This window comes from Corynebacterium sp. 20-84 (assembly GCF_053479455.1).
Genome location: NZ_JBRBCB010000006.1, coordinates 38,887 through 65,360 on the forward strand (window position 1 = coordinate 38,887; position 26,474 = coordinate 65,360).

The 26,474-nt window shown below is 58.5% G+C and carries 19 protein-coding genes; 10 read left to right on the forward strand and 9 right to left on the reverse strand.

Translation table 11 applies throughout. The features are described from left to right. Window positions 1–54: 54 nt before the first annotated feature. The 5 genes from ACUY2Y_RS05845 to ACUY2Y_RS05865 form a co-directional block, all read right to left on the reverse strand. Window positions 55–420: a hypothetical protein gene (locus ACUY2Y_RS05845; protein WP_448325204.1), complete on the reverse strand. Its 366-nt coding sequence runs from the start codon at window positions 418–420 to the stop codon at window positions 55–57. Between the two features lie 82 nt (window positions 421–502). Continuing rightward, complete coding sequence (locus ACUY2Y_RS05850; RefSeq protein WP_448325205.1) at window positions 503–1,198, reverse strand: hypothetical protein; 696 nt, start codon at window positions 1,196–1,198, stop codon at window positions 503–505. Window positions 1,199–1,313: 115 nt separating this feature from the next. Beyond that, window positions 1,314–3,215, reverse strand: a complete 1,902-nt coding sequence (locus ACUY2Y_RS05855; RefSeq protein ID WP_448325206.1) for an Hsp70 family protein — start codon at window positions 3,213–3,215, stop codon at window positions 1,314–1,316. A gap of 34 nt (window positions 3,216–3,249) precedes the next feature. Beyond that, window positions 3,250–4,602, reverse strand: coding sequence for a DUF7373 family lipoprotein (locus ACUY2Y_RS05860; RefSeq protein WP_448325207.1), 1,353 nt, complete (start codon window positions 4,600–4,602; stop codon window positions 3,250–3,252). A gap of 94 nt (window positions 4,603–4,696) precedes the next feature. Beyond that, window positions 4,697–6,079 (reverse strand): DUF7373 family lipoprotein, encoded by a 1,383-nt coding sequence (locus tag ACUY2Y_RS05865; RefSeq protein ID WP_448325208.1) that lies wholly within the window; start codon window positions 6,077–6,079, stop codon window positions 4,697–4,699. A gap of 158 nt (window positions 6,080–6,237) precedes the next feature. On the opposite strand from ACUY2Y_RS05865, the gene ACUY2Y_RS05870 reads away from it, so the two are divergent. The 3 genes from ACUY2Y_RS05870 to ACUY2Y_RS05880 all read left to right on the forward strand — a co-directional run bounded on the left by ACUY2Y_RS05870 (window position 6,238) and on the right by ACUY2Y_RS05880 (window position 10,694). Beyond that, on the forward strand, window positions 6,238–8,118 hold the full coding sequence (locus ACUY2Y_RS05870) for a dynamin family protein (protein WP_448325209.1): 1,881 nt from the start codon (window positions 6,238–6,240) through the stop codon (window positions 8,116–8,118). Next, the gene (locus ACUY2Y_RS05875) at window positions 8,119–9,525 is read left to right on the forward strand and encodes a dynamin family protein (RefSeq protein ID WP_448325210.1); all 1,407 of its coding nucleotides are present in this window, start codon (window positions 8,119–8,121) and stop codon (window positions 9,523–9,525) included. Between the two features lie 107 nt (window positions 9,526–9,632). Continuing rightward, a complete protein-coding gene (locus tag ACUY2Y_RS05880; RefSeq protein WP_448325211.1) occupies window positions 9,633–10,694 on the forward strand; it encodes a C39 family peptidase in 1,062 nt (353 codons plus the stop codon). Window positions 10,695–10,875: 181 nt separating this feature from the next. Here ACUY2Y_RS05880 and ACUY2Y_RS05885 read toward each other — a convergent pair whose 3' ends face one another. Continuing rightward, window positions 10,876–11,658, reverse strand: coding sequence for a hypothetical protein (locus tag ACUY2Y_RS05885; RefSeq protein WP_448325212.1), 783 nt, complete (start codon window positions 11,656–11,658; stop codon window positions 10,876–10,878). A 269-nt stretch (window positions 11,659–11,927) separates the two neighbouring features. Between ACUY2Y_RS05885 and ACUY2Y_RS05890 the strand changes: the two genes are divergently transcribed. Further along, a complete protein-coding gene (locus tag ACUY2Y_RS05890; protein WP_448325213.1) occupies window positions 11,928–13,331 on the forward strand; it encodes a septum formation initiator in 1,404 nt (467 codons plus the stop codon). 86 nt (window positions 13,332–13,417) lie between these two features. Continuing rightward, complete coding sequence (locus ACUY2Y_RS05895) at window positions 13,418–13,777, forward strand: DUF2200 family protein (RefSeq protein ID WP_448325214.1); 360 nt, start codon at window positions 13,418–13,420, stop codon at window positions 13,775–13,777. Window positions 13,778–13,805: 28 nt separating this feature from the next. Here the strand turns inward: ACUY2Y_RS05895 and ACUY2Y_RS05900 are convergent, their stop codons facing one another. The 3 genes from ACUY2Y_RS05900 to ACUY2Y_RS05910 form a co-directional block, all read right to left on the reverse strand. Beyond that, window positions 13,806–14,195, reverse strand: a complete 390-nt coding sequence (locus tag ACUY2Y_RS05900) for a hypothetical protein (RefSeq protein ID WP_448325215.1) — start codon at window positions 14,193–14,195, stop codon at window positions 13,806–13,808. A gap of 6 nt (window positions 14,196–14,201) precedes the next feature. Further along, a complete protein-coding gene (locus ACUY2Y_RS05905; protein WP_296146022.1) occupies window positions 14,202–14,381 on the reverse strand; it encodes a hypothetical protein in 180 nt (59 codons plus the stop codon). A 145-nt stretch (window positions 14,382–14,526) separates the two neighbouring features. Further along, window positions 14,527–16,647 (reverse strand): GmrSD restriction endonuclease domain-containing protein, encoded by a 2,121-nt coding sequence (locus ACUY2Y_RS05910; protein ID WP_448325216.1) that lies wholly within the window; start codon window positions 16,645–16,647, stop codon window positions 14,527–14,529. A gap of 339 nt (window positions 16,648–16,986) precedes the next feature. Between ACUY2Y_RS05910 and ACUY2Y_RS05915 the strand changes: the two genes are divergently transcribed. From ACUY2Y_RS05915 to ACUY2Y_RS05935, 5 genes are all read left to right on the forward strand, one after another. Further along, entirely contained in the window at window positions 16,987–17,202 is a 216-nt protein-coding gene (locus tag ACUY2Y_RS05915; protein WP_296146015.1) for a helix-turn-helix transcriptional regulator, read from the forward strand. A 118-nt stretch (window positions 17,203–17,320) separates the two neighbouring features. Continuing rightward, complete coding sequence (locus ACUY2Y_RS05920; RefSeq protein WP_448325217.1) at window positions 17,321–20,206, forward strand: helicase-related protein; 2,886 nt, start codon at window positions 17,321–17,323, stop codon at window positions 20,204–20,206. A 13-nt stretch (window positions 20,207–20,219) separates the two neighbouring features. Then, a complete protein-coding gene (locus tag ACUY2Y_RS05925) occupies window positions 20,220–24,836 on the forward strand; it encodes an Eco57I restriction-modification methylase domain-containing protein (RefSeq protein ID WP_448325218.1) in 4,617 nt (1,538 codons plus the stop codon). Between the two features lie 98 nt (window positions 24,837–24,934). Further along, window positions 24,935–25,993 carry a CHAT domain-containing protein gene (locus ACUY2Y_RS05930; protein ID WP_448325219.1) on the forward strand — a complete coding sequence of 353 codons (1,059 nt, stop codon included), beginning with the start codon at window positions 24,935–24,937 and terminating at the stop codon, window positions 25,991–25,993. 32 nt (window positions 25,994–26,025) lie between these two features. Continuing rightward, window positions 26,026–26,448, forward strand: coding sequence for a hypothetical protein (locus ACUY2Y_RS05935; RefSeq protein ID WP_448325220.1), 423 nt, complete (start codon window positions 26,026–26,028; stop codon window positions 26,446–26,448). Window positions 26,449–26,474 lie beyond the last annotated feature (26 nt).

Below are 26,474 nucleotides of genomic sequence, written 5' to 3' on the forward strand. Positions count from 1 at the left end.
GATTCGTTCAATGTTGATATCGTGATTTTAGCCTCTAGCCAGAGATGCTAGAGACTAAAAGTCGAAAGTGTCCTCGTAATCAGATATGCCATCGTCATCTGACTGTTCTCCCTCAGAGACATCGAGGTCAGCTTCTTGGGCAGTGGGGACATCGTTCGCGGGGGAATCCAGACCGAAGTCGGAGGCTCTGTTCTCGGCCGAATCCGTTATTTTCTCTGCGGAGTGTGAATCATTTTGTGACTCTGCAGGTTCTTCCGTGTCCGCATCGTAAGCGGGTTCGAAATCGAAGTCGTCGTCAGGTGTCCCCAAGGATTCGGGCACCAGATCGAGGTTGTCCCACTCGGGCCATTCTTCGGTGGTGAACGCTTGGCGCAATGACCGAGCGAGGAGATTCTCTGGAACTGGTTCAGGCTTGATCATTGCGGCCTCCTCTCTGAACCTCTTCGTCGTTGTAGCTTAACTTGGTTCATCATAATGCGACTGGATTGTCGGAGTGGGCCACTTAAAAGTCCACGTCCGCATCGTCGGCAGTGCCTGCATCGCTGTCGAAGGAGAAATCAGTTTCCTCACTCGACGTTGGAATGAGGTTCGTGTAGTCATCGACCGATCCCAGACCGCCTGCGTAGTCACTTGAATAGGTCACGGTCTCGAGCACGCCATCGGTGTTGTCCACGTCAGTGTGGATCTCATCGATCTTTCCGTCGCCGTCCGAATCGACCATTCGCGTGTTCACATACCCGTCAGAGTCGCTGTCGAACTTGATCTCGTCGAATTGACCATCACCATCGGTGTCGCGGAAGACCATGTCAGTGGTCCCATCGCGATCAAGATCAACGCGGGTTTCTGTGACCCGACCATTTTCGTCCAACTCATTCTGCTGGATTGTGGTTTGAGATTCCTTATCTACGACGGAAACGCGGTCAAAGGCGCCGTCATTGTCGGAATCGACGGCGAAGTTCTCGAAGCCTTCTTCGCCGGCAGTGCGCATCGTTTCAAAAGTGCTGTCGCCGTCGGTGTCCACCTCCTCGGAGAGCGCGTTCCCATCGGCATCGACATGAATGACGTGGGCCACGCCATCCTGGTCGGTGGCATGGATCAAATCTGTCTGTCCGTCCCCGTTCGTGTCGCGCTCAGAGACGTAGGTGAAGTCGTCGAAGTTGATGTCCAGGTTGTTGGGGGAGGTGTTCTCGCCGCTCATGGGAGTGTCCTTTCAATTTCGGCTCTTAAGGTGAGCCATTCGGTGGCTTACATATCTTTAGATGAGTAAAGCTCCGGGATGGTTACACCTCGGAGCTTCAAATTTTTCATTTCTGTTAGAGCAGGTTGTATGTGCGCAGCCAATCAAGCCCAGCATCAGTGGAAGCGAAGTCGTTCGACTGGATGATCAGGCCAGTTTCCTTATTTGCGTAGTGGAGCTCGATGTTGGACAACGAGTCCTCTGAAGCGATGGCCAGCGCGGCATTGTCGGAGCTGCTTACAGGTTCAGCATCAGAGCCGTTCTTGTAACTTCCTCTCTTAATCAAAGCGCGTTCCCGCAGTGCTTCGTCAGTATTGACGGAGAATTTGATCTTAGGCTTGGAATAAGGGCCGAGATCTTTGAAGTATTCGACGGTGTCCCCGTCCATGATCATGTCGCAGCTGATTGAGAAGGACGCCATACCCGCGGGCACAGAGCTTGAATTGCAGCCGCTGGTGGCTTCTTGGATTTCAGCAGGAAGAGCGTTGTAAACACCTTCTGCTGTAGTCTCCGCGCGCTCACCGCTGTCACTGGAATCAGCAGCGTCAGTCGTTGGCTGAGCATCTCCCTCACCGCTGGCTGGCGGCGAAGCGGTTTCCTCCTGGGCTGTCGTAGTGGAGTCATCAGAATTTTGCCCAAAGATGAAGAATCCGCCAGCACCTAGGGCCACGACTGCTGCGATTGCAGCGGCAGCAATCCACGGACCCTTCTTAGACTTCTTGGCAGGCTTTGCAGCATCCGATGCAGTAGCTGAGTCCAACTGGTTCTGGGCGGGGAAAGCAGCAGTTTCCGTTTGATGAGCATTGGCATTCCGGGAGGAACCAAATGTCGCGCCGGGGAGTGAAGCTCTGTTTCCCAGAGCGGCCTGAGTGCCATCGTCAATCCTCAGCCCAGTCACCACTGGAGTAGCAGCAGAGATCGCGCCTTGTGCCACGACCAGCTTCGGATCGTCGAGAGTGGTCACCGGGCCCAGCTGCTTGAGCTCTTCCTGCACGATCGGGACGCGGCTCGAGCCGCCTGTCAGATACAGCGCCTTCAAGCTCTCGGGGCCAGTGATGCCAGCGTCGTTAAGCGTATTTCGGGTTGTTTCAATGATCGTGCGCAGTTTCGGTCGGACGAGGTCTTCAAATTCAGCTCGGGTGATTTGAAGCTGGATAGGCTGCCCAGCAGTCGGCACAGTTATGGAAGCGGAAGGTTCGTCAGAAAGAAATTCCTTTGCACGCCGGATTTTGTCTTCGAGAGCGTGCAGCTCTTCCCGTGTTGCCTTTGTTTTCAGGTAGTCGAGTACCTCTGGGTGGTCATCTTCCAACTGCTCGTTTAGCCAGTGGCGGATGAGTGCGTCGAAGCTGCGGCCACCGATCGCATCATCACCGCGAGCAGCGACGATGTTGAAAGAGGCATCTGGCTGCGCTTCGAGCACCGCGACATCGAGGGTGCCACCGCCGAAATCGAAAACAGCGATCTTGTCGCCCGGTTGCAGCGGCTCATTAGTGGAGTAGTACTTCGCTGCTGCTTTGGGCTCCGACAGCGTTGTGATGGTGGTGGCGTTCAAACCCAGCTGAGATGCAGCGTCGAGAAGCACTTTGATCTCGTTGTCGGACCATGCCTCCGGGTGAGTGAGCACGAGCTCGGTGGGGCGCTCATCATTGTGCTCCCGCGATGCTCGTTCGACCACGGTTTTGAGGACCGCGGCAACTGGAGTGGAGGCAGGAATCTCATACCCGTTGACCTGAATCGCGCCCGGAATAACACGCTTCGGGGAAGGGATGAACATTCCTCCGCTGGCGCTTTCGGCCTTATTCAATGCGGCGTCTCCCGTGGAGACCACATCGGGGCCTTCGATGTACACAGAAGATGGCATGGTTCGACGGTCGTGCGCAAGATTCACTGCTTCGACTCCGCCACGCGTTGGATTCGTGTGGGCAGCCGCAGTATTCGAGGTGCCAAAGTCGATGGAGAGCGTCCAGTCCTTGGACATGTGCGTTCCTTTTCTTGTCTCGTGCGGTGGTGGGCTACTTGGACCCGGATGTCGGCGCTTGCTGCAAAATCAGGTACTGCGCTGCGACTGCCTGGGAGAGCTGCTTCTTGGGATCGACTGCGGGGGCCTCAGTGGTCTCGCCGCCCACTTCGTCCTCCCGCTCGTCGCCTTCGAAGATCTCGGCTGTTGCGAAGTAGTTCTCGTAGGTCAGGTGGCAAAAGTGCGTCTTGCCAACTGAGCTGTTGAACTTGGTCCCGCATTCAGCGCCCGGAACGCCTTGCGGCTCATCCCACTTCTTTACCTCACCATCGGCGTTGAAAGCACGCATGGTTGCGAGAAGAAGCTCGGCAGACTCGGGGTTCTTCGCACGGAAGAGCTTGAACTCGCTGTCCGCCATGGCTTCCACACCAGCCTGGTCGATCGCGGTGAGCATGGCGCTGACCCCCTCGTACTGGCCGGCCATAGCTCGGGGAGTGACCGAAGCAGGGAGACGGCCCATGGAAGGAAGGCTGTCGTCCTTGGGTCCGAGGAGTGTGTATTTGAGAATGTCGTCCGGGTCGAGGGCGGGCCAATCATCCGACATGCCGTAACCAGCTTCAGTCTTCTTAGTCGGGATCGTGTCCAACAGCGGGATCTGCATAGTGATCAGCTGGTCTAGGTAACCTGTCTGCCATTCGGCTTCCTGCGGTGAGGCGGATTGAGAGTCTTCAGCATTCCCGGCATATGCCAGAACCACGTACTCATTGTGTGCCACAGCGGCGCTAAGGAGCTGGCCATCGGTGCTGCGCACAGCCTTAGCCTGCGCATGACCAGCGAGCTGTTCTTCGGTGCCGCCATCGTTCGTGGGCTTCAAAGCGAGAAAATTGTCGCCGGATTCCAGGTAGCCCGCCATGACGTCAGTAGCTGCCTGCTGTGCTGTTTCGGCGTCAGTAAAGCGCAAGACATAGTGTCCGACCTCTTTGTCACCGTTTTCAGTTGTTGCAGTGCGCATGAAGCCGTGAACATAGTTTGCGGCGAAAGGCTCGAGCTTGGCGGACATCGATTCGTGGAGGAAAAGCGCGAGGCCATCCAAGTTGTACTGGCGCTCAGCGCCTGTGCCCTTAGAAAAGTCCTTGTCCACCTCGTACGGCAAGAGAGTGTTATCGGTGATGCGCGCAATCTCCGAGGCTGGCCCGACATCATCGGGCAGAGACGGCCAACCCTTGTGCGGCTCGGCGTTGTAGGAACCGGTGTCAAAAGTCGGTTCGGCTTCTTGATCAGTTTGGGATTCGGCCTGGCCGACCGTTTCATTTGAAGCATGTTCCTTGTTGCCGTCAGCGTTGCTGCAGCCGACGAGGAGAGTCGCACTGGCAAGAGCAGCGATTGTCATGTGAAATGGCTTTTTCATGGTGTCCTCCTGGGGATTGATTGGCTTTCTAATTCTTAGATGGCGGAAAGGCTCGAAAGGTTACAGTGAGCATTTGAGCAATTTTGCGGGCGGGTCAGGAGTGCTTCGGTGCGTCCTTGAGCAGCGCGTGTTGAGCAGCCATGATCTGGGAGAGCTTGGTGCGGGGATCGACATCATTCTTGTCCTCGGCAGTGGTTTCCTTGCCACCAACCTCAGGGCTTTGATCAAGAGTTGGGTCGGCTTCTTTCACGGATGCAGCGGCGAAATAGTTTCCGTCGACCAAGGTGCAGGAATGCACATCTCCACGCTCGGTAGGGAATGTGTGGCACTTTGTGCCGGGCAGACCTTGAGGTTCGTCATATTCTTCGGCTGTACCGGTCGCATCAATCACGTTCATTGAAGCGCGAAGCAGTTCTGCGCTTGCCTCGTTCTTGGTGCGGAAAAGCACCGTTTCACCCTGTGCTGAAGCTTCGACGCGGGATTGGTCGAGTGCAGTCAGGATGTGCTTTTGATCAGAGAAGTTGCCGGCCATCATGCGGTTATTAGTCGCAGCTGGCGGGGGACCGACACGGTCAACTCCCTCTGGGGCCATGACGACGTACTTGAGAATGTCGTCCGGATCCATGGGCTGCCACTGATCACTCATCCCGAAACCTTGCTCGGTCTTCTTCGTGGGGAGGGTGTCAAGCAAGGGGATCTGCTTGTCGATGAATGCGCCCATGTACGGGGCCATCCATTGGTTCTTTTCCTCAAAGGCCTGGGGGTCTGCTTCGCCCGAGGGGTCGAAGTTCAATTCGTGCGATGCGGACGTAAGGATGACGAACTCATTGTGGGCGGTGACGGCCTTCGCACTGCCCCGCGAAGGTGCGATTTTTCCAACGGCGTCCGCATGTCCTGGAATCTCGAGTGGGGACAGCTCTTCTTCGTCGCCAGTCAGAGGGAAGACTGTTCCGCTGGAGTATTTGCTCTGTTCGATGAGATTGACGGCCTTTTTCGCACTTTCAGCATCGACGAACCGGTAGACGACATTTTCAACGAGCTTGTCGCCGTTCTCTGTTTTTCCGCCGTGGGCATAGCCGGTCAGGAACGACGTTCTCAATTCTTCGAGTGCCTCCTGGGTAGGTTTGTCGAAGCGCATGGTGAAGAAGTCGAAGTCGGTTTCGCGGTTGGTAGCTCGCCCTTTAGGGAAGTCTTCATCGACCTCATATGGCAGCAGTGTGTTCTGGCCGATCATGTTGGTTTCGGAAATTGGTCCGAGCTTGTCGTCCATTGTCCACCCCGGGTGCGGCGTTGTGCGGTACTCCCCGGTGTCGAACTGGCCATCTTGATCGCCCTGCTCGGCGCCGGCTGAATCACCCACGGTTTCCATTGCGGACTGGGCTGGCTCTTCAGATTCAGCGGAACATGCGACAAGCGACGTCGTAGTGGCGATAGTGCAAAGTGCCAATGCGAGCACAGACCGATTCTTAGAAAACACGGGAACCTCTTTCAGGGGATAGAAGGTGAACTCACATAGTTGGACGGTCAAACACGTGAAATAGTTACAATACTTTTCAAATCTCTTTTTCAAGTTCGTTCAAGCAGGCGAATTTGCGCAGTTAAGACACGTCACACCCTGGTCTAGAAAGGACGCCCGTGCCCGACCACCGTCTCTCCGATTCGTCGGCACCGTCTTCCGCTGCCCCTTCGACCAGCGTCGCGGGCTCGTTGGAGGAGGTCGCGCGATCGCAGGTGGAGGATTCCGCTAACCTCGCCACCCGCGCGGAAAAGCTGCTCGACGCTATTTGCACGAAAGTCTTAGAGCCGGAGGGGGCGCGCGAGGCGGCTGAGCGTGTGCGCACCGTTTCTTCTGCAGAGCACCAGAGCAACAGCGTGATCTTGGTGGGAGAGGTCAACCGCGGCAAGAGCCATTTGGCTAATGCTCTTATCGGGGTTAGAGGAGCCACCCCGGTCGGAGCGGACTACACCACAGCGATCCCCGTCATGGTCGGTCCAACGATGGAAGGGGTTCCAGCTAACAAGGCTGTTTTGTTCTCGGGGGATGAGCAGGAGGTTGTCTCTCACTCTGAGTTGGTGGAGAAGGTTGGTCGTTCCACGCAGGATTTCACTGGAATGGTCCCCACCCGTGCGTATGTCGCAGTGGAGAACTCGAAAATGGGGGATGTCATCGTTGTTGATGCGCCAGGCGTCGGAGGGATTCGTGGCGCGGGATCTGTTGTCCATCAGGACACGCAGTTTCAAGCAAGCGTGATCATTGTTGTGGCGGATGCGAGCAGTCAGCTCACCCGCCCGGAGATGGAATTTCTCGCTCATGCAGCAGCTGAATCTGCCTCAGTGATCGTCGCGGTGACCAAGACTGACAAGAATGTCACCCGATACCGCAGCATCGTTGACCAAAACAAAGCGCTTATCGACGAGCACATTGGCGTAGACATTCCCGTTCTGCCCGTTTCATCGATCCTTCCCTTTGCCGGTTTGGCAGAAAGCGAAGACAAGGTCGATGAGCTCGCGGGCCTGACGGCCTTGCGGGAGGCGGTCTCGACTCGATTTGCCAACGCGGCCACGATCCCGATCGCGAATGGACTGCGCTCAGCCTCCTTGGCGCTTGAAGCGATCGACACACGTTTGACGCGCGAGATTGAGTCACTCGAGCATGCGGAGACTGCGTTGCCGGATCTCACGGCGGAGCGTGCAAGGCTCGAGGAGCTCCGGAAGAAGAGCGAGGGTTGGGACCAGTTCCTCACCCGTGATCTAACACTCCTGCGCACGCAGCTGATCACCGATCTTGAGGATGATCTGTATGGCGTGAACCGGAAGTGGAAAGACTACATCAACGAGCACGGTTTCAAGCTGCTGCGCAACGACCCGCAGTACTTCACCCGTTTGATCGAGGAAGATTTTCAACGGGCAGCAGTCAAAGCCGTTGACCGATGCTCATTGAAATTGGAAAAGCTGATCGAGGAACGCTTTGAGGGGTCCGCTGTTCCTGAGGAGATCCTCGAGGAATTGCATCAAGAGATCGTTCTTGAAGACCTGCAGACCACGCAGCTGAAGCGCGCGACTAAAGACATCATGGACCCGGCTTCCCTCATGATCGGAATCAGTGGCGGGTCTGTTGCCGGCACCGTTTTAGGTGCAGCTCTTTTCGGCGGAATCCTGGGTGGTGTCGGAATGATCACGGCCACACTGGGCTTCCGCGCAATGAAGCAGGGCAAGACCCAGTTGCAGAATTGGCTCAAGGAGGCGTCGGGTGTCACACAGCGGCAAACGACGCGTGTGATGGATAGCGTGTTCGCACGCGCCCGTCCGCTGATCGTGGTGAGTTACAAGAAGTATCTGACCGACGAGATCGCATCAGTAGATGCGCAGATCAGCGAAGCCGAGCAGACCAGCAAACTTGAGGAAAAAGAACGCGTCGATAAGGCGAAAGAGCTGAAGCGACGCAGGAGCAAGGCGCGAAATGCTCATGCGCGCGCAGAAGAATTCATTGGCTTTTTAGGGGAGCAGGTGGCGTAAATGGTTTCGATTTCAGAGCTGCTCAACCGTGAACTTGAGGGATTGGCAGCGAAATCCCCAGAAATGTATGAGGCGTGCGCCCCATTGTTGACCCGTGCGAAAAAGCCGCCGCGAATCGTGCTTACGGGCCGAATCAAAGCGGGTAAATCGACGCTATTGAATGCCCTCGTTGGCGCACCAGTCGCAGAAACCGCTGCCCTTGAGGCGACGAATGTCGTCACTGTTTATCAGTACGGCCAGCCAGCCCGCGCCGAAGCACAACTTATCGACGGCACGCGAATTCCCATTCACACCTACCGCGGTGAAGTGGCTGCACTCCCTGCTAAGCCATCGGAAATCGCTTTCATCGATCGGTGGATGACTTCTAGTGCGGTCGGTTCATACACGCTGATTGATACTCCTGGCTTAGCAACGCTGACGGAGGAGAATGAATCCACCACGCGCGCAGCGTTGATCGATGGGTTTGAGCAGACGCGTAATGCTTCCGTTGATGCCGATGCCGCCATCTTTCTTTTTGATTCGGCACCTCGTACCGATGAAGTGGAGTTCCTTCGAGACCTCGGTTTCACCCCGCTGAACACGTTGGGAGTGCTCTCGCGTGCGGATTCCTTCGGAGAAGGGGCCCTGGGCATTTTGGATCCGATTGAGGAAGCCACGCGGCATGCAGAAAGGCTTCAACGCGAAGTGAGTGCCTATGTCGGACGAGTTATCCCTGTGTCCGCGTTGTTGGCCGAGACCGCTGCAACGGGAGCGCTTAGCGAGAGCGTGACGCGCGATATCGCGTTTGCGACGAACAGATCGCGTACGTCGCTGGTGAACAGCATCTATTCTGATCAGCCGAAAGACGATCTGTTCCGAATCATTGACCTGATCGGCGAATTTGGATTGTTCCGTGGGAACGACGCTGCGCGACGGGGCGCCCATGGGTTTAACGAGTGGCTGACCTCTGTGTCTGGCATCGGTGCTTTGCGCTCGGTCCTTGAACGGGAACTGTCTTATTTCGCCTACCTGCACCGCGCTGGTGTCATCCTCCGTGATCTGGAAGCTTTGGTGTACAAGCATCCGGAGCACTCTGGGGATATTCGCAATGCTTTGGATGCCATCAGGAACCACCCCGCAGCACTTCCTGCGAAGCTCCTCGTGACTCTTAAATCACTCGTTGCGGCTTCTGCTTCTGAGGAGTTCATCGAGGAGGCGACCCGTCTTGCCTCAAATGGTTCTCCGGCGGTTCGCCTTGGGCTTGATGGTGGTGCCACCTCGTGGGCTGTTCTTGATGAGATCCGTGTTCGCAGAGAAGCTTTGCAACGGCGTGCATTTGGATTGCTTGATCCGAGTGAGGAAGAGGCCATGGTCGTCTTTGGCCAGGTCTACGACCAGTTGGAGCGTCAAGCCGAGGCATTCACCTAGTCGTCTTTGAAAAGTTTTGAATCCGGGATGTAACCATTCTCGGAGTCGTTGCGTCTAAAGACCATAAGCACAACAGCAAGACTGCTTCTTCAAGAAAGGCAACGACAATGTCCGGTTTCGAACTTCCCAACTACCTCGACGATATGACCGAGAACTTCGCTGATGAGCCGATGACTCAGCCCGATTATGCAGAGGAGATCTCCTGGCCTGAGGCTGAGCCGATTACGGTCGAGCCGCGAATCGAGGAGCAGCCCGCACCGGAAGCTCAGCCCGCACCGGAGGTCGACGCAGAGCCTGTCCCGGAAACCCAGCCCGCACCGGAGGAGAGCGGCGACGCGGTTGACGAGTCGACGAACGATTTCGCGGACGAGTTCACCGATGACTACAGCGATGATTCTTTCTCCGAACCCGCTGAAGAAGTGCCGTCAGACCCTGAATGGGAGGAAACTGCCGAACCCACAGAGACGGTCGTTCCCGCGGTAGAAGACAACACCGAGTATTTGCCGGCAGACGAAGGTCCCGCCATTGAGAATTCTGTGATTAACGAGGAGTTTTTCCTCAACGATGGTGTGGCAGGCGGCAGTTACCTCTGGCAGGACATCTGGTTCTCCCAGGAAGTGGACGGCTACTGCGGGCCTACTGCAGCAGCATTCCTGCTCAATCAATTCACTGGGGCAGGCATCAACAATCCCGAGTTCATGGTGGAGCAAGCCGTGAATATGGGGTACATGGGTGATCCCACGCAGGGCATGACCGTGGACAACCTGGCTAAGTTGCTCACATCGTGCGGTCTTCCTGCAGAAGCCGTTCAGAGTGGTATTTATGATCTGGCTGCGAAGCTGGAGATGGGGTACGGCGTGATCGCTTGTGTTGATTCGGGTGAGCTGTGGGGTGACGAAGAAGATATGCGGTACGAAGACAACACCTCAGACCACGTATTGGTCGTCAGTGAGATCGACTTCAATATGCAGACCGTCACCCTTCTCGACTCGGGCTTCGAGGGCGGCGATGGATTTGAGGTCCCGCTCGATCAGTTCCTGGATGCATGGGAGGACTCTAACTTCGCGATGGTCACCACAACCCAGTACAGCGAGGCACTTGTGGATTCCGACACCCAGTACGCCGGCTGGGCCCTCGTCAATGCTACTGGTTCCGACGTTATTCACTAGTGCTCCGCACTGCTCTTAACAGCCCACAATCCTCATTAGCCGCCGATCGCGTTGATGCGATCGGCGGCGTAGCCGTGCGCTAACCCCAGTAATATCCAACGGTGCCACCATCGACGCCGTTCATCGCCGGCTCTTCAGGGCGCTCAAATGAGCAACCGGCAGCCAGTGTGGCCCGCGGGCGCTAACGAAGCTCGCCGTGGCCCAATTCATATTCATTGTCGGGGCGGTTCCACCACTCGTTGAACTTGTCCACGTCGCCGCCAATTGCGGTGACCGTGCCGTTCTCGATGCGCAACGTGACCGTGTAGTGGTCGGTGATGCCCGCGGCGGTGGTCTCGCCGAGCTCGCCCCAGGCGAAGTTCACGGAGTCGTCGGCGTTCTTGCTCACACCCTCGACCGCGGTGAAGGTCTTCATGCCCCTGACCGGCACACCGTCGACGTAGAACGCGATGCCGTCCGTGATGGAAGCGCCCGTTCCGGCGGGGCGGTCGGCCCAGCCCAAGCTGCCGCGGAACACGATCCAGCTGACGTGCGCGCACGGGTCGTAGTTGTTCTCGATGTCCTCGATCCAGTAGCTGTCCTCGCCGGTGGCGTCGCCCACGGCCGGCATGCGGCCCGGCGCGGTGCCGCTGGGGTACTGCTCGTGCGGATCCGTCGGCAGCGCCTGGCACTCCTCGCCTTCGGCGGGCGGTGCGCCTTCCGGTGCCCCAGGTGCCTGCTCACCGTCAGCGGAATCACCGGCCGGGTCGTCGGCGACGACTTCCTCGGTCACTGTCTCGACCGGCCCGTTGCCGTCGGAGCCTTCCTCCGCGCCCTCTTCCGCATCTTCGTCCGGATTGGCCTCGGCAGGCGGTTCAGCGACTGCGGTCTCGTTCGGGTCTTTGATCTCGTCGGTGGTTGCACAGCCTGTCGCCAGTGCCGCGACAGCTGCGATGCTTGCGATTGCTCTGGTGGTGTGTCTCATGCCACGAAAGCTAATTGCGGTGGACACCATTGTGAATGGCTAAGCAGATACCGTTACCCCTTCGTCACGGATCGTCACCCCGCTGTCACACTCGCTGCTTTTATCGCCGAAAAGATAGTGCACGTTAGCTCTTCACAACTAACCGCTGGTCAGCGCGCCGATCTTTCAAGGACATCGAATATAAAAACAGTGGATGGCCTGGAAAAAGCAGGAATGGCGGCAGAACAGGAATAAAGTTTTACTAATCCACCCACGAAAGGCCGCCGTCTATGTCCACCGCTTCCGGTACACCGACCCCCAATTCGCCTGAGAGCGACGCCGACGAACTGCCGGAGCTGCACAGCGACGAGCACCTCGAGCAAGCCCGCGACGAGTTCGAACTCGATCATCTTTCCGATGCCGACCGTGAGCAGTATGAGGAGCAGGTAGCCAGCGACGAGGTCCCCGACGGCACTGTCATGGCCTGGGCGATGACGCTATTCGGCACCGCTGTCGGCGCCGGCATTTTGTTCCTGCCTCTCGACGCCGGCACATTCGGCTTCTGGCCCCTCGTCGCCGCGACCTTGTTCATCGGGCCGCTGGTGTTCTTCTCGCACCGCACGTACGCGCGCATCGTTTCCGGCTCGCCGATGCCCGGCTTGGACGTGCTTCAGGTGGTCACCGCGCTTACGGGCCGCACGCGCGGCTTCATCACGGCCCTGGTGTATTGGCTGGCGGTCTACCCGACGGTGCTGATCTACGGCGTGTCCATCACCAACACCATCGACAGCTTCATTGCCAACCAGTTCGGTGGCCCGGAGATCAGCCGCTGGGTGCTGGCACCCATTTGCGTGGGCATTCTCACCGGCGCATTCGCATTCGGGCAGAAGACCACATTGGCCATTGCGAACTTCCTCGTCTACCCGCTCATCGTCGCGCTGGCGGGTGTGTCGCTCTACTTGATCCCGCGGTGGGACATCCAGAGCTTCATGTCGTACGAGTCGGACACCCCGATCTGGCAGTCGCTGCTGCTGCTCCTGCCAGTCCTGGTGTTCTCCTTCAGCCACATGGCGGCGCTGTCCCAGTTTGCCCGCGACGTGCAGAAGAAGCATGACGACGACGTGGCCAAAACGGAGAAAGACGTGACCAAGATCGAGCTGATCGCGGTCACCGCACTAGTGCTATTCACCATGTTCTTCGTCTGGTCGTGCGCATTCGCACTCGGCGCGGACGGCCTAGATGAGGCGTCTGCGCAGAACATCCCGGTGCTGTCGTATCTGGCGAATGAGACAGGCACGCCGATCATGGCGTGGTTGAGCCCCATTGTGGCGATCTGCGCGATCTCCTCGTCCTACTTCGGTCACATGATGGGCACGGAAGAAGGCACGACGTACTTGCTGCGCGTCGCCGCACCGAATTTCGCCCAGCGCATCAGTGAGAACACCATGCGCTGGGTCATCAACGCCTTCATTTTCATCACCGGCACCCTGGTCGCGGTGTTCAATCCGTCGATCATGACGTTGATCTCCGTCGTCGGCGGCATCTTCGTCGCCTTCCTCGTCTACCTCGTGCCCACGCTGCTCTTCCGCAAGGCCACCGCCTACAAGCACTACGCCAACCGCCCCGACACCATCTTCGTGGGCGTGATGGGCGTGCTCATCGTCGGCGTGACCATCTGGGACATGTTCCGCTGACCAGTGCCCGCCGGCGGGTATGCACGCCGCGTACGTTAGGGCATGAACAGCGCCAACATGAAACCACTAGGTGTAAGGAGCGAGCCATGGACGAGCAGGCAAAGCTGGAGCGGGTGTTCGGCTACCGCTTCGGCGACATCTACGGCAACTACGTGGCCAAGGTGGAGCGCAAAGGGCACACGGTAGACGAGCTTGACGACGTGCTCGGGTGGTTCACCGGACTGAGCCCCGACCAGCTTCATGCTGCCGCCGAGTCCGAGAAGACCCTGCGCGATTTCTTCAGCGAAGTGACGCTGAACGCGAATGAGGACCTGATCACCGGCAAGGTGTGTGGGGTCCGTGTGGAGGATGTCGACAACGAGCTCATGCGCAAAATTCGCCGGATGGATTTGCTTGTGGACGAACTGGCCCGCGGCAAGAAAATCACGAGCATCAAGCGGGGCTGAGCGGCACCGGAGCTAAGCACAACTGTCGTCACAGTCTCCAGCGCTTGAACCCGTGCATCGGCTCGCTCATGTACGGCTCCACAGCCGCCGTCAGCGTCGGCGTGATTTCCGGGTGTGCTGCGCGCAGCTTATCTATGATCCCCAGCAGCTCCTGATTCCCCATTCTGCCTAGCGTGTGTTCAACGGCGAGCATCATCGTGATCTCCGCCGTGGAGGGATCGGTGCCGTACTTCTCCAGTTGCTCCGTGATTAGATCCACCGGCTGAAACGTCTGTCCCGGCGCCCGCTTCGCCCACTCCGGTTCTTCGATCATCCGCAGTGCCACCGCCACCACGTTCTTGCACCACAGCGCCCGCACCGGGCACGTGCAGTCCACGCTCAACCGGTCCGCCACCTCGGCCCCGTCATCAAGTTCCAACCACACCTACACCAGATCCGGAGTCGTGCCCATCACCTGGGCGTAGAACTCCTCCCCGGTGAACTGCAGTGCATCCATGTCCGTCGAAGCAATCGCGCTCCCGCGCGTGAAGCTCTTCGCATCCGCCTCCGCTGCTACGCCCGCCTCGCCCAGGGCCTGGATGTGCTCCACAATGTTCCCGTTCATGTACTCGACCATACGATTCAGACGCGACATTCCTCCCGGAAGAATCGACCGGATGTTCTATTGCGTGCGCCTGCTACACGGCTCAAGGGTTCACTGTCGGTTCATCGTGCGAAAAATTTCTTGCACTCCGCGTGGGTAGGGGGAACTAACTCTCCTCGACTAGCTCGGATTCGCGTGGCCCGTCGGAAATCACTTCAGCCAACGTCACCAAGCCACCGTCTTTTTCGAGCGCCCAGAACTCGAAACCGCTGAGGTTGTCCACGCCGACGTGCTGAGCTGCTTCGTCGAGGCTGTCGAATTCGTCTACACCGTCGATGCGGATGGTGCGGTCATCGGTGATCACGGCGTCGACCTCCCAGTCTGGGTCGATCGGGTCGAGCAAGTCACCGGGGAGCAGATAGTTGCCGTCGAGAAGCGCCTCCAAGGTCAGCTCCTCCTCAGACGTTGCGACGAAATCAGTAGTCAGCTGGGGGACAGAGGCTGTGGTGCCTAGCTTTTCAAAGCCATCGCGGGTGACCCGGGCGATGAGGTGGCGGCGTTGCTCAAGAAAATCGTCGTAGGGGAGTTGGTGCCAGTTCTCGGGAAGAGCGTGCCAGTACATTTGCTGTTTGATCCAGTCATCACCGTGCGACCGTTTAGCAACCAGGTCCGGCCAATACTCCGCAGGGTTCCGGTCGGAGATGATTCCGTTCGTTTGCCAGTCGGTGGGGGCGAAGTTGGCCGCTTGGTTGATCCGTTTGGTGTCGGTGATCCCGAGTTCTCTTTGCTGGAAAGCTCGCGGGAATAGGTGATGGCCTTCCGTACCTTTCTCGGCTGGGATGGACGGATCCATCCAGTGGCTCACCTTCATAGGAAGCATGAACATATCGGCATCGAGAATGTTCAGCGCAGCGAGGTAGCAGAGGTAGGACGGCGACATTTTGTACTGGGACGAGACGAGCTGCTGCGGGAGATTCACCTCCCAGAAGTCGTTCGTGAGTGTGACGCGGATGGTGTTTTCGACGATGCCGCGGAATGAATCGGCATTCTTCACCTCCGGTGTCGCAAACAAATCCAGATCGCGCTGTAGCTGAGATTCGGAGGAACCCGTATACCGGCCGGTGAGCTGAGCCATGAAGAACCAGCGCGCAATCAATATGCGCAGCTCGGTCAATTCCACCTTGAAACGCTCGCGGCCGATGATGAAGAGCGTGTAGCTCGCCAGTTTGTTGAAGTCAGAGGTGATGTTCGATTCCGACCTGAAACCAGCTAACTGGATTGAGTGGATGAACTCGGTCCAGTTGACGTGGTTCGTCACCACGGGAAGTGCGTCTTTGAGCAACTGCAGCTCATGCTCCTGTTTTTCGGAATCAACTTGGCCGGTGCTCCGGTCCTTGGCTTGGAGGTTCGAATAGGCGTCGAGAAGCTTCGCACGATTCTGCCCGTAGGCGACCATGATGCGGACGATATGGCCAGTTTCGACCTTCCAAAAGGGGTTCCACGGTGTCCACGACACCCGTTCGCCACTGATTTCCGTAGCAGCCTGCGGAGTGATTCGCGATTGCTGTGCAAACCGCTCGATGTCATCGCGGCCTTCAGGCCAGAAGACACTGAGCCAGGTGAGGATGTAGTCGTAGGCCTTCAAGCTAACGCCTTCGGAGTTTATGCGAACGAAGATGTCCGCGACGAGACGCTTCTCCACATCGGCTTGAATGTGCACGACGTCGAATGTGTAATTCTCGATGCCCTCGAGACGCTGGATGGTCTTCTTGAGTTTCTTTCGCTGGGCTTTCGGAAATTCGCGCCCAGCGGCTTCGAGCGGCTCGAAGAAATCTTCGTCTTCATCGAAATCGGTGTCCCAGATCTTGGAGATATCGTCGATCCACTCTGGCGACTTGGCTATCGCGGCGGTACGCACCTCGAACCGCTCGGTGAAAGGGTTGAAAGAGATCTTGATGCGGCGGTTCCGGTAGTTCTCGTCGCGGACATTGACCCCCTTCATCGCAGCGAAGAGACTCGTCAGACGCTGCTGCCCATCGATGATCTGGTGCTGCGCATTGACCCCGATGCCCGATGAGATCTTTCTGGTTGCACCGTCCTCGGACACATCCCAGAACATCAGTGCACCGACTGGGTAGCCCTTGTACATCGAATCGAAAAGGTCACGCACCTTCGTCGCCGGCCATACGAACGGCCTTTGCAAATCCGGCAGGCTAATGCTTCCCTGCTTCACCCCGGAGACGAGCTGATCAACTTGCCAGGGGACGGTCTTGAAAATAGCGGGCATAAGTGTCCTTCGTTTGAACTTCGGTGAACTGCCTACGGAATCTCGGTTCTTAGGACCACTATTGTCTACGCGCTCAAGTTTTTCTTTGAAGTCGGGGCAGGGATCCCAGCCCCGGCATTTCGCTGCGTCCGCGCTTTCAGGCCTCCTTCATACGGCACAACCCCTCATCGTTCGGGTCTTCCTCATACGGAACGAACGCACCGAAAATGGGGTCCGGCAGGAGGATTCGACGGCAAAGCACTACAAAAAGGAACGTTCGCACCGAAATGTCGGACTTGATGGGTGCGATAAGGTGCCGAGTGAACATTCCGGAACGATCGATCCGTTAGGAGAGCCCTTATGGACACTGCGGCCTTGGGTGCGTTCGTGCGCCAGCAGCGCAAAGCCCGTGGGCTCACACAGCTGGATGTCGCGGAGCTCGCGGAGGTGTCGGACCGCTTCCTGCGAGAGCTGGAGCATGGTAAACCATCCGCTGAGATTGGCAAAGTCATCGACGTGCTCGCAGTGCTTGGGTACGATCTCGAGCCTGCGGTGCACAGGGGTAGCACATTGTGATCGCCACGGACTTCGACCCTCGGCGTGCCCGGGACCTGCGTCGCGTGCTGGCCAAACGCCGCGATCTGTGGGCATGAATATTCCTCACATGGCGATGAGCGACAGTACCCTCGAACCCATGCCTACCCCTGCATCGTCAACAGCATTCGCTCCAGGCCTCATGGTCCGTGTGCGCGATGAGCTGTGGCTGATTACGCATGTGACCCAGTCTGTCGATGGCTACCTGCTCAAGGTGCGTGGTCTGTCGGATTACGTGCGCGACACCACGGCGAGCTTCTATACAGCGATCGACGATGTGGAGGTGTTCGACCCCGCCAAGGTCGAGGTGGTACCGGACCACTCGCCGGGATACCGCACCACGCGTCTGTGGTTGGAGACGACACTGCGCCAAACCCCGGTTCCGCTCTACCAGGCAGAGCTCTCCGTCGCGGAGCAGATGCTCATGGATCCTCTGGATTACCAGCTCACTGCTGTGAAGAAGGCCCTGTCCGACGACAACCTTCGACCCCGTGTGCTCATCGCCGACGCTGTCGGATTGGGAAAGACGCTGGAAATCGGAATGATCCTTTCCGAGTTGATCCGTCGCGGCCGCGGGGACCGCATCCTCGTGGTCACTCCGAAGCACGTCATGGAGCAGTTCCAGCAGGAGATGTGGTCCCGCTTCGCCATCCCCCTGGTCCGCCTCGACTCGGCTGGAATCCAGCGTGTCCGTCGAATCCTGCCATCGAGCCGGAACCCGTTCACCTACTTTTCCCGCGTGATTGTCTCGATGGACACGTTGAAGAGTCCCAAATACCGTGCGCAGTTGGAAAAGGTCCGCTGGGATGCGGTGGTCATCGACGAAATCCACAACGCCACCAATGTGGGCACGCAGAACAACGAGCTCGCCCGCACTCTGGCGCCGACCACCGAAGCGCTCCTTCTTGCGTCGGCAACGCCGCACAACGGCGATCCCGAGTCTTTCAAGGAGATTCTCCGTCTGCTGGACCCGACCGCAGTCATGCCGGACGGGACGATTGACAAGGACGCGGTGAGGCGACTCCTCATCCGCCGCCACCGGCACAGTGATGAAGTAGCCACGGTTGTGGGGGAGAAGTGGGCCGTCCGAAAAGACCCACTGAACATTCCGGTGGAGGCATCGAAAGAAGAAAACGCAGTCACCGCTGAACTTGAAGCCACATGGATTCACCCGGAGGACGGCCAAATCCCGGCGCAGGATCGGCTCTTCCCGTGGACCTTGGTCAAAGCGTTCCTGTCTTCGCCTGCCGCGCTCGCGGAGACGGTCTCAAACCGCCTGAAACGCATTCCCACCAGCGACTCGAAACAGCGTGAGGCGCTCGAGCGACTCCACGAGCTAAACTCCAAGGTCACCCGTCAGAACTCCAACAAGTATGCGGCGCTGATCAATTACCTCACTGAGATCGGCGTGGGCAAAAAGTCCGACACCCGCGCCGTCATCTTCTCCGAGCGCGTCGCCACACTCACCTGGCTCCAGGAGAATCTGACCAAAGACCTCAAGATGCCCAAAGACTCCATCGCAGTCATGCACGGTGGTCTCTCCGACGAGGAGCAGATGAGGCTTGTCGACGAATTCAAGCGCGAGGACTCCAAACTGCGCATCCTGGTCACCGGCGATGTCGCCTCTGAGGGCGTCAACTTGCACACGCTGTGCCACCACCTGGTCCACTATGACATCCCGTGGTCGCTCATTCGCATCCAGCAACGCAATGGCCGCATTGACCGCTACGGGCAGACCGAGTCACCTCAGATCACGGCACTTCTTCTTGACACAAAGCAGGGCGGTTATGTCGGTGAGCTCCACGTGCTGCAGAAGCTCATCGAGCGCGAGCACCAGGCCCACGAGATCCTCGGCGATGTCGGCTCGCTCATCGGCCAGCACTCGGTCAAGGGCGAGGAGGATGAGATCCGCAAGATCATTCAGAACCAAGCCGGTTTCGATGAGGTGGTGAAGGTCCCGGAACAGATCGCTGAGGAAACAGCGGAGTCTGAAGAAGACCTCCTTGATCAGTGGATGGCCGGGTTCGGTCTTGAGCTCGATGAAGACGGAAACTTTGATCCTGCGGCCTCGAATAATGCACTCATCGACACCGCGTCCGCATCCCCGGGCGGGGTCCGCGGCAGCCTGTACACCTCTGAGGTCGCGTACTTAGAAGACGCGCTGAGCGAGGCTTTCCATGGTGCACCGGAAAAGGACCTTGCCGCCAACGGCGTGGGGTATGTGCGCCACCAGAACCAGGTCGCGGAGCTCACTCCACCGGAGGATCTCCGACGACGCCTTGAGGTGCTACCGCAGGACTACCTGGCAGACCGGAAAGTGAGTGAGCGCTTCCAGCTGGCCACAAACATGGACATCGGCAACGAGGTCATGCGACGCGCCCGCACGGGCCAGGACGGTTCAACGTGGCCGAAGGCGCACTACCTGGGTCCTTTGCACCCTGTGACAGATTGGGCTACCGACCGTGCACTCGCGTCGCTCTCTTCCGGCCAGATCACCGCTTTCAGCGGCGACGTCCCCGCACCGACCGTGTTGCTCATGGCGACCTTGACCAACAAGCGGGGCCAGGTCGTCTCCCGAGCTTTCGTGGCGGTAATGGATGGCATGATCCCACAGGATGTGCCGGACCCCATCGCGTGGCTGCGCGCAGCTGGATTGACCGAGAGGGCGATCAATCCGGGCACGCTCACCCTGCCCGACAACGCCCAGGAGCTCATCGCTCAGTCAGTGCAGGTGGCCAGCGGTCAGCTGCAACCGATGATGTCCGCCGCGCGTGCTCACGCCCACGACCGCATCGGATACTGGGTGCAGCGTGCTGAGAACTGGGATCAGGCGAAAGCAGACGTGACTAAGACCGCCAAGGTTGGCCGCTCGGCGTCGCTCATTAGCGAAGAGAAATCGCTCATCTCCTCACTCGAACCCGACCGCGAGCTGATTCGCCCGCTCGTGCTCATTCTCCCCGCTGACGCCAGCGCCGATACCAACTAGGAGACGTTAACCAATGGCTGCATACGAATCCATCCTCAATGTCGACGAGTGGATCAGCGACCACTATTTCACCACCGATGAAACTAAGGGTGAGTCCTTCACTAAACGCGTGAAGAACCGCACCAAAGAGTGGGCCGAGCTCGAGGGAGAGACAGGAACGATCTCGCCGGTTAAGCGTTTCCAGCAGTACCGCGGCGATCTCCAAAAAGCATTTGCGACGAACGCCAGTGCAGACGCGACCGATTCGCTCATCCGCAGCGCATTCGGGTTCGGAGCACCAGAATCTAAGACCTACACGCGCGCCGGCGAAGAGCTCTCCTACGACGGCTGGCACGGCAACGCCGGCACCTTGATCGTCGTCAGCGCAACACCCGCAGCCGACACCCATGACAGGGAGGAGGACGAAACAAGCAACGACGTCACCGAAGACACTCTTATTTCTCTCCCGGTCGCTGGGGGAGTGACCCCAGCGGGCAAGGAACCGCAGCCCATCAAGGTATCCAAGCTCATCGGTGATCTCTTCCTCTCCCAGGACTCGCCCGAATTCATCATGGTCGTCGCGGGAACGTGGGTGCTTCTGGCAGAGCGCGAATCGTGGCCGCTGGGCCGCTACCTGGTTATCAACCTTCAGCTGGCCGTCGAACGCAACGACACTAAGAAGGCCGGCGAGCTGGAACGCATTGCGGTCATCCTCGCCCGGGAGAATCTTGAGCGCGCCGCCGACGGCACCACGTGGTGGGCGCAGACGCGCGAGGAATCCCAGCAGCACGCAGTGAAAGTCTCCGGCGACCTCCGCGACGCCGTGCGCGAATCCATCGAGATCATCGGCAACGACGTGCTGGACCGGCGCCGCGAACAGAACCTTTCCATCGACGACCTCGACGGCAACGAGCTTGCCCGACAATCCCTGCGCTACCTCTACCGCATCCTCTTCCTGCTCTTCGCGGAAGCGTCCCCGGAGCTTGCCATCCTGCCCACCGGCGCGCCCGAATACGTCGACGGCTACGGCCTGGATCGACTCCGCGACCAGATCCTCAACCCACCCGTCACCGACAAAGCGCGCCGCGGAACGCACCTCTACGACTCGCTGCAGCTCTTGTTCACCAAGGTCAACGAGGGTCACGACCCGCTGGAGGCTCCCGGCGCCGACAAGGACGCGCAGAACGAGGGCCTGACCTTCCGCAACCTCGAGGCCGACCTATTCAAGCGCGAGAGCACATCGCTTATCGACGACACCAAGCTCTCCAACGCCGCCCTCACCCAAGTGCTGCAGAACCTCCTTTTGTCCAAAGTCTCCGCCAGCAAAGACCGCGGCTTCATCTCCTACGCCACGCTCGGTGTGACCGAGCTGGGCCAAGTGTACGAGGGCCTGATGTCCTATCACGGCTTCATTGCCCAGGAGGATCTGTACGAAGTCGCTCCAAAGGGCGACGCCTCCAAGGGCTCGTGGGTGATTCCCACTGTTCTACGAGAAATTAAAGCGGTCCCCGATGACAGTTACGTGATGGTGTCCAAACGAATGGAAGAAGGAGGAACTGCACTGATCCCTCGTAAACATATCAAGGGCTCGTTCGTGTTCCGCCAGTCCAGCCGCGACCGGGAGCGCTCCGCGTCCTTTTACACCCCGCAGGTGCTCACGGAGTTCACCGTGGGCCAGGCCATCGAGGTCCTTCAGGAGGAGGGTCGCATCACCACTTCCGAGGACGTGCTCAGCCTGACCATTTGCGAGCCCGCCATGGGCTCCGGCGCTTTCGCCGTGGAGGCCGTGCGCCAGCTCGCGGAGCTCTACCTCAAGCTGCGCGAGGATGAACTGGACACCCAGGTCGAACCTGAGCAGCGCACGATCGAACTACAAAAGGTCAAGGCCCACATCGCTCTGCACCAGGTCTACGGCGTGGACCTAAACCCCACCGCGGTGGAGCTCGCCGAGATCTCGCTGTGGTTGGACACCATGACCAGCCAGCTCAAGGCCCCGTGGTTCGGCCTGCACCTGCGCCGCGGCAATTCGCTCATCGGCGCGCTGCGCTCCACGTACTCAACCGCACAGTTGAAGAAGCGCGAGTGGCTCACCGCCGTGCCGCGCCGGGAACCGGTGAAGAACTTGGCCCAGGCTATCGACGCCGGCGAGACCCGCGACGCCAACGCCGCCGGCCGCATCCACCAATTCCTCCTGCCGTCTGTCACCTGGGGTGCCGCCGCGGATGCCAAGGACCTGAAGAAGCTTGCCGCCGACGAGATCAAGGCCATGAAGGCGTGGAAGAAGTCTGTCACCGCCAAGGTGCCCACCAAGGAGCAGGCGAAGAAGCTGACCAACCTGGCCACTCGCGTTGAGACGCTCTGGGCTATCACCTTGTCCAAGATGCGCATCGCCGAGGACCAGATCCGCCGCGACATCGACATCTGGGGCCGCGACACCGAACACACAGCGAAGAACGTGCGCCGCGAGCAGATCGAGCGCGAGCTGCTTCACGACGCCGAAGGTGCCTACTTGCGCCTCCGCCTCATCATGGACGCGTGGAACGCGCTGACCTTCTGGCCGCTTACCGCCACCGAGCAGCTACCGGATCTCGACGAGTGGCTTGCCACGCTTACCGACGTCATTGGCGTGGACACCACTGCGCGCGACGCCAACCAGATCCGCCTGGCCAGCGCCACCGACTGGGACGAGCTTGTCGAGCTCGAGCGCACCGAAATTGGCCTCTCCGGTGCCCGCGCAATGGACACCGTGATCACGAACCACCCGTGGTTGCGCGTGGTGCAGTCCGTCGCCGCCGACCAAGGCTTCTTCCACTGGGACCTCGACTTCGCGGCAGTGTTTGCTCGCGGTGGCTTCGACCTGCAGGTGGGTAACCCGCCGTGGGTGCGGCCACGCACCGACCTTGACGCTCTGTACTCCGAGGCGGATCCGTGGTTCTCGTTGGCGCATAAGCCGACCCAGGCCGCGAAGAACGAACGCCGCGAGCAGTGGAACATTGATCCCTCTGTCCGCGAGGTTGTCTACCGAGGGCTTGGTGAATCGGTGGCTACCGCGGCGGTATTCACAGACATCACGCGCTACCCGCACCTCGTGGGCCAGCAGCCGGATCTCTACCGCGGGTTCATGGAGCGCACATGGGGCAACGCGTCGGACGATGGTGTCACCTCACTTATCCACCCTGAGTCTCACTTCACCGAGAAGAAGGCTGCGCCTTTGCGGCGTGGTGCGTACGTGCGGTTACGGCGCCACTGGCAGTTCATCAACGAGTTGGTTCTGTTCGAAATTGACCACCACAATGCGTACGGAGTACACGCTTACGGGGCACAGCAGGAGGTGCCGAACTTCGACCACGCGACCTCGTTGTACCACCCTTCCACCGTGCAGGAGTCGTTCCCCCATAACGGATCCGGCAATCTACCTGGCCTGAAAGACGACAACGGGAACTGGGATCTACGGCCACACCGTGACCGAATCCAAACGGTTGATCTCAAGGTGCTCGAGGTGTGGCACTCCATTCTTGAGGACGAATCGGTTCCGCCGATCGAATCCCGTATGGTCTACACGGTCAACACCGAAGCCGCGGCAGTGCTCAAGAAGCTTGCGGCCGCACCCCGTATTCGCGAACTCGGACTTCAATTCTCCGCCGGTTGGCACGAGACTGCCGACAAGAAAGCAGGCTACTTCGATACGGGGTGGGCGCACCCCGATTCGTGGGACGATGTCATTCTTCAGGGCCCGCACCTCGGCGTATCGACACCGATGATCAAGCAACCCAACCCCACCCTGAAGCACAATCAAGACTGGTCTGAAGTCGACCTCGAGGCCATGTCCGCCGACTTCATTCCCGCGACGGCGTACCAGCCTGATCGCTCGGGCAAACCAACCTACGATGCCGACTACCCGAAATGGTCAACTTCGAACGGATCTAGATCAGCTAGTGACTTTTACCGAGTGGCTTGGCGTCGAATGGCAGCAACCACAGGCTTTAGAACCATTTATCCGGCACTGATTCCTCCTCGTGGGAAGCATGTGCATCCAGTTCACACTGCTGCCGTAACTAACGACACGCGACTTACAATTCAGGCGGCGGTAGTCATGTCCTCCCTAGCGTCGGATTTTTGGGCACGCTGTGCTGGCGCTAGTGAGTTGACATACTCCAACGTGAACGGTCTGCCATTCGGTGTGACAGCTTCATCACAGCTGGTGGTCGAGCGGTACCTCCGACTCAACTGCCTCACCGAGGCGTATGCGCCTCTCTGGGAGGAGTTGATGGGGGAGGCGTGGGGCGTCGATACGCCTTTGCGTAGGGATGTGGAGCGGCGGGCTGCGCAGGTGGAGATTGATGTGATTGTGGCGTTGTCGTTGGGGGTGACGGCGGATGAGTTGTGCATGATTTATCGGACGCAGTTTCCGGTGATGCGTCGGTATGACCAGGAGGATCGGTTTGATGTGAATGGTCGGAAGGTGCCGAAGGGGATTGTGAAGGCGGACTCGATGTTGAAGGATGGCGCGCAGTTGTCGGTGGCGGATCGGACGTGGGTGCATCCGCAGTCGGGTGTGGAGTACGTATTTGAGTATCCGTTTAGGCAGTTGGATCGGGAGGCGGATATGCGGGAGGCGTACAAGAGGTTTGCACAAGCGAAGAGGGCCTAGGTCAACGGTCGCAAAGTATGCCGAAAATATGTGCGACATACCCCTGTCGGGTGTCGATCATTTTTGTAACGTATGCACGAGTCGAAGGGAGTTAAGCGATGAGTGTTTCGCAGGTTCGTAGTCAGCTTGAACGCAAACGCAAGCAAAGGTTGGATGCCGAAAAGAAGTTAGGGGAGTCTCGAACCAAGGAGTCTTCAAAATTCTCCGAGGCAGTCAAACTTCGCCAACAAGCCGACAAAGCGGCAAGTGAATCGACCCGCAAGAGTAGATTGCGCGAGGCCGAACGCAAAGAAAAAGATGCTATTTCTGCTGGAAAGGAGGCATCTTCATGGCAGAGAAAACTAGATACCCTTCGTAAAGAGGAGGACCGGTTGCATACGAAGCTCAACAAAGAGGAGAATGCGGAAGCCGACGCGCTGGCGCGACAGCGCCAGCGCGAGCAGCGGCAGGCGGCACAAAAGGCTGAAAGGCAGCAGGCATCAATCTCGAGAAGGATTGAATCAACTGAAAAATCTTTACGGGAAATTGCGTCGAGAATACCTTCAGCTAAACCCGAAAAGCTCCGGGTCTTGCTATTGGGAGCCGCTTCAAGGGGCGATCTCCGCGTCTCACGGGAACAGAGCCGCATCCGCGCAGCGGTTGAATCAGCGTTGCACCGCGACCAGATTGAGATCGATGCGCGTCCTTCTGCGACACCGGATGACCTACTCGACGGGCTGAGCAAATTCCGACCCCATGTTGTCCACTTTTCTGGGCACGGGAACTCCAGCTTGATCCAGTTTGAGGATGATGAAGACGGCCTGCATGACGGTGTGGTGGTGACAGCTAGAGCTTTTTCAAGCGCGATACAGGCAACCGATTACTCCCCTACCCTTGTTGTTCTCAACTCCTGCAGCTCGGCCCCTCAAGCCGCGAAGCTAGTCGAGGAGATAGTCCCTTTTGCTATCGGAATGGCCGACAGTATCGATGACGCTGATGCCATCGGTTACGCCGCGCGTTTTTACGCATCTGTTGCGAATGGTGAAAGTATCAGATCGGCCCACAGTTTGGGAAAGGCAGCTCTTGAACTGGCTGGACTATCGGGTGCTGAACTACCGACTTTGTGCTGGGCCGAAGATTGGGACCCTTGGAAAGCCTATCTTGTCAAGCCTATTTAGAGCCGCTACCGGTGTCATTCTTATCGCCCATTGTGCAATGGTCGACCGAGGCCTATGCGCCGTTGAGGGAGAAGTTGATGGGGGCGGCGTGGGACGTCGATAAGCCTTTGCGCAAGGATGAGGAGCGGCGTGCCGCGCAGGTGGAGATTGATGCGATTGTGGCGTTGTCGTTGGGTGTAACGGCGGATGAGTTGTGCATGATTTATCGGACGCAGTTTCCGGTGATGCGTCGGTATGACCAGGAGGATCGGTTTGATGTGAATGGTCGGAAGGTGCCGAAGGGGATTGTGAAGGCGGACTCGATGTTGAAGGATGGCGCGCAGTTGTCGGTGGCGGATCGGACGTGGGTGCATCCGCAGTCGGGTGTGGAGTACGTATTTGAGTATCCGTTTAGGCAGTTGGATCGGGAGGCGGATATGCGGGAGGCGTACGCGCGGTTTGAGGGGATGGGTTAAACGCCCAGCAAGGAGAGAAGCACGAG

Excerpts from the sequence above, each read along its gene's own strand:
- ACUY2Y_RS05855 (WP_448325206.1), bottom strand. The coding sequence starts at position 3,215 with ATGTCCAAGGACTGGACGCTCTCCATCGACTTTGGCACCTCGAATACT.
- ACUY2Y_RS05930 (WP_448325219.1), top strand. The coding sequence starts at position 24,935 with ATGAGTGTTTCGCAGGTTCGTAGTCAGCTTGAACGCAAACGCAAGCAA.
- ACUY2Y_RS05845 (WP_448325204.1), bottom strand. The coding sequence starts at position 420 with ATGATCAAGCCTGAACCAGTTCCAGAGAATCTCCTCGCTCGGTCATTG.
- ACUY2Y_RS05910 (WP_448325216.1), bottom strand. The coding sequence starts at position 16,647 with ATGCCCGCTATTTTCAAGACCGTCCCCTGGCAAGTTGATCAGCTCGTC.
- ACUY2Y_RS05925 (WP_448325218.1), top strand. The coding sequence starts at position 20,220 with ATGGCTGCATACGAATCCATCCTCAATGTCGACGAGTGGATCAGCGAC.
- ACUY2Y_RS05850 (WP_448325205.1), bottom strand. The coding sequence starts at position 1,198 with ATGAGCGGCGAGAACACCTCCCCCAACAACCTGGACATCAACTTCGAC.
- ACUY2Y_RS05875 (WP_448325210.1), top strand. The coding sequence starts at position 8,119 with ATGGTTTCGATTTCAGAGCTGCTCAACCGTGAACTTGAGGGATTGGCA.
- ACUY2Y_RS05880 (WP_448325211.1), top strand. The coding sequence starts at position 9,633 with ATGTCCGGTTTCGAACTTCCCAACTACCTCGACGATATGACCGAGAAC.
- ACUY2Y_RS05890 (WP_448325213.1), top strand. The coding sequence starts at position 11,928 with ATGTCCACCGCTTCCGGTACACCGACCCCCAATTCGCCTGAGAGCGAC.
- ACUY2Y_RS05860 (WP_448325207.1), bottom strand. The coding sequence starts at position 4,602 with ATGAAAAAGCCATTTCACATGACAATCGCTGCTCTTGCCAGTGCGACT.
- ACUY2Y_RS05895 (WP_448325214.1), top strand. The coding sequence starts at position 13,418 with ATGGACGAGCAGGCAAAGCTGGAGCGGGTGTTCGGCTACCGCTTCGGC.
- ACUY2Y_RS05905 (WP_296146022.1), bottom strand. The coding sequence starts at position 14,381 with ATGAACGGGAACATTGTGGAGCACATCCAGGCCCTGGGCGAGGCGGGC.
- ACUY2Y_RS05920 (WP_448325217.1), top strand. The coding sequence starts at position 17,321 with ATGCCTACCCCTGCATCGTCAACAGCATTCGCTCCAGGCCTCATGGTC.
- ACUY2Y_RS05885 (WP_448325212.1), bottom strand. The coding sequence starts at position 11,658 with ATGAGACACACCACCAGAGCAATCGCAAGCATCGCAGCTGTCGCGGCA.
- ACUY2Y_RS05915 (WP_296146015.1), top strand. The coding sequence starts at position 16,987 with ATGGACACTGCGGCCTTGGGTGCGTTCGTGCGCCAGCAGCGCAAAGCC.